Raw genomic sequence first — 3,030 nt, 5'->3', positions numbered from 1 at the left:
CGCCGTATGAAGAGTCTGAACCATAGATATATACTGACAATGCTAGCATAACTATTAAAAAAAGAATGGGAATTAAAGCATCAATCATTGAAGGGGTTTTAGTCTTGGTGCTCATTTAGTTATTCCTAAAATTTGGTTTTCGTTTCTCCACAAATGCAGTAAGGCCTTCTTGCGCTTCGTCTGTACCAAAAAGTTTACTGAAATTTTCAACTTCAATAGCAAGACCATCTTCTATGGTAGAGCCCAATCCTTTTTGAATACAATCTAACGATTGGGCCACTGCCTCTGGTCCATTCTTCAATATTTGATTGGCGATCTTAAAACATTTACCCATTAATTCTTCTGAAGCCACAACATGGTTGACCAAACCAATAGATTTTGCTTCAGCAGCACTGACCATTCTTCCCGTTGTAATTATTTCATTTGCCATGCCAGGCCCCACCAACTTTGGCAATCGTTGGGTACCGCCCCAACCAGGTAGAATCCCTAGGAGCACTTCCGGCTGGCCGAATGATGCTGATTCACTCGCCACACGAATATGGCAGGCCATACTGATTTCACAACCGCCTCCCAATGCAAATCCATTAACAGCGGCAATGATAGGTTTTGGAGAATTTTCTATGGTTAGTGTCATTTGCTGACCCGCTTTCCCAAATGCCAAAGCGCCTTCAGCTCCCATGGATTGCATCTTCTTTATATCCGCTCCTGCAACAAAGGCCTTATCCCCAGCACCGGTTAAGATGATAACGCCTACATTCTTATCATCAATACAGGATTGCACTGTCGATTCTAAATCAGCCACAACCTTATCATTCATTGCATTCAATGCATCTGGACGGTTGATAGTTAAAACTGCAATTTGGTCTGATATTTCTTTAAGTACGAATGACATAAATCCCCTTAATTATTTCCAAAATGTACGACTGAATAAAACCATAATTGTAAAAATCTCCAAACGTCCCAATAGCATACAAAAGGAAAGCATCCATTTTCCAATTGGGTGAAGTAATGAATAATTATTTTCGGGACCAAAAGCACCCAAACCGGGACCAATATTTCCGATGGCTGATGCAGCCGCACCAACTGCCGATTCAATATCTAAATTCAATGTTGTGAGAATGAGTGTTGTAATGGCGAAGATGGACATATAAAAAAGGAAGAACCCGAGTGTATTTCTAATCACATCCTCACTTATATAACGTTCTCCAATACGTATTGGAATGATAGCCCTAGAGTGGAGCATTCTACGCGTTTCTGTTGCTGCATATTTCATAAGTAAAATGATTCGAGCAATTTTCATTCCACCGCCTGTGGAACCGCCCATTCCACCAACGAACATAAGTATCAGCAGAAGAAATTGGGAGAAGTGCGGCCAAAGTCCATAATTAGCAGAACCGAACCCAGTCGTAGTCAGAATTGAAACACTTTGAAATAGGGATACCAAGAAATTCTCATGAGTCCATTGTACGGTCGCTGATGCCACATTGAGGAAAATAAAAAATGTAACTGCCAGTGTTATACCTAAATAAGATAGAAATTCCGGATCTCTGAAATAGCCTTTAAACTTTCCGGTTAATGCCAAAAAGTGAAGTGTGAAATTCACGCCGGCAATAAACATAAATATAATAATGATATAATGAATCACAGGATTACCATAGGCACCAATGCTGGCATTTTGGGTACTGAATCCACCGGTAGGCATCGTGGTCAATGCATGGCAAATAGAGTCAAACCAGGGCATTCCGCTTATACCCAATAAAATAGTTTCTGCTAATGTTAAGCCAACATAAACCATCCATAATATTTTTGCAGTTTCTTTTACCCTAGGACGAATTTTATCCGCCACTGGTCCAGGTACTTCTGCTTTGAATAATTGGACACCCCCAACTCCTAATAAAGGGAGGATTGCAATTGTAAAAACAATAATGCCCATTCCGCCTATCCATTGAATAAATGACCGCCAAAAAAGAACACCATGAGTCAAACTTTCAATTCCATTGGGTAAGTTAGGCAATGTCAGAGGGTTGCCGATTATAGTCGCACCCGTAGTGGTTACGCCAGACATAGATTCAAACCAAGCGTCAGTAAAATTAGGAATCGCCCCGGTTAAATAGAACGGTAACGTCCCAGCCAATGCAACCAATACCCAAGCAAGAGAAACAACGGCAAATCCATCTTTACTATTCAACGAATGATTGTTGCGCGTATATAACCAAATAGGTAAACCAACAAAAACGCAAATCGCAACAGATTTTACGTGACCAGCTATATCAGGCTCACCATATCCCCACGATATTAAGGCAGGAATAATCATTGAAATTCCCGTCAAAACCAGCATTGCAGCCAGTATGTTGGAGATAGTTTTAATATTCATTAAACTTCAAATAGTTTTCGCAATTTAGGTACTGCTTTCGATTTGGCAAAAACCAGTACGGTGTCTTCTTCAGAAAGCTGGCTGGATCCTCTTGCAATAGATAAATGGCCATGATGATTAATCATACCCACAATACTATCTTCGGGAAATCTCAAATCCGACAGGGGCGCTTTTGTTACTTTACTACCTGCATCAGGACTGAATTCAATTACATCTACATCAATTTCGTCAAATGTAGTGACGGACGTTTCTGTTTGATCACTGGAAATAAAACGCAATATTGAATTTACTGTGGACATATTTTTACTTAAAACTGATCCAACACCAATTTCTTGAACGATGGGCATATATTCGGTTGTGCTCACATGAATAACAGTTTGCTTAACGCCTAAATGATGCGCCAGCATTCCTGATAACAAATTGGTTTGTTCACTTTCTGTCACAGCAATAAAGCTGTCTGCATCCTGGATATTTTCTGCTTTCAAAAGTTCCACATCTGTACCGTCGCCAAAGAGAACCATTGATTCTTTTAAAGTCGACGCCAACCATTCTGCCTTATCTCTTTTATTATCGATTAATCGAACGGACATTTCATTTTCTAATTCTTTTGCTACACTACGGCCAATTTTGCTACCGCCAAGAATGACGATGGAATT

The 3,030-nt window shown here is 40.1% G+C and carries 3 protein-coding genes; all 3 read right to left on the bottom strand.

Annotation, left to right across the window (positions count from 1 at the left end; all coding sequences use genetic code 11):
* Nucleotides 1-115: 115 nt before the first annotated feature.
* Nucleotides 116-892, bottom strand: coding sequence for an enoyl-CoA hydratase/isomerase family protein (locus HN459_04265; protein MBT3478658.1), 777 nt, complete (start codon nt 890-892; stop codon nt 116-118).
* Between the two features lie 12 nt (nt 893-904).
* Nucleotides 905-2,314, bottom strand: a complete 1,410-nt coding sequence (locus HN459_04260; protein MBT3478657.1) for a TrkH family potassium uptake protein — start codon at nt 2,312-2,314, stop codon at nt 905-907.
* Between the two features lie 59 nt (nt 2,315-2,373).
* On the bottom strand, nt 2,374-3,030 hold a 657-nt coding region (locus HN459_04255; protein ID MBT3478656.1), incomplete at its 5' end, for a Trk system potassium transporter TrkA.

This window comes from Candidatus Neomarinimicrobiota bacterium, from assembly GCA_018647265.1.
Taxonomy (GTDB): Bacteria; Fidelibacterota; Marinisomatia; order Marinisomatales; family TCS55; genus TCS55.
The sequence above is the reverse complement of the archived record's forward strand: the minus strand, read 5'-3'. Positions and strand labels throughout refer to the sequence as shown.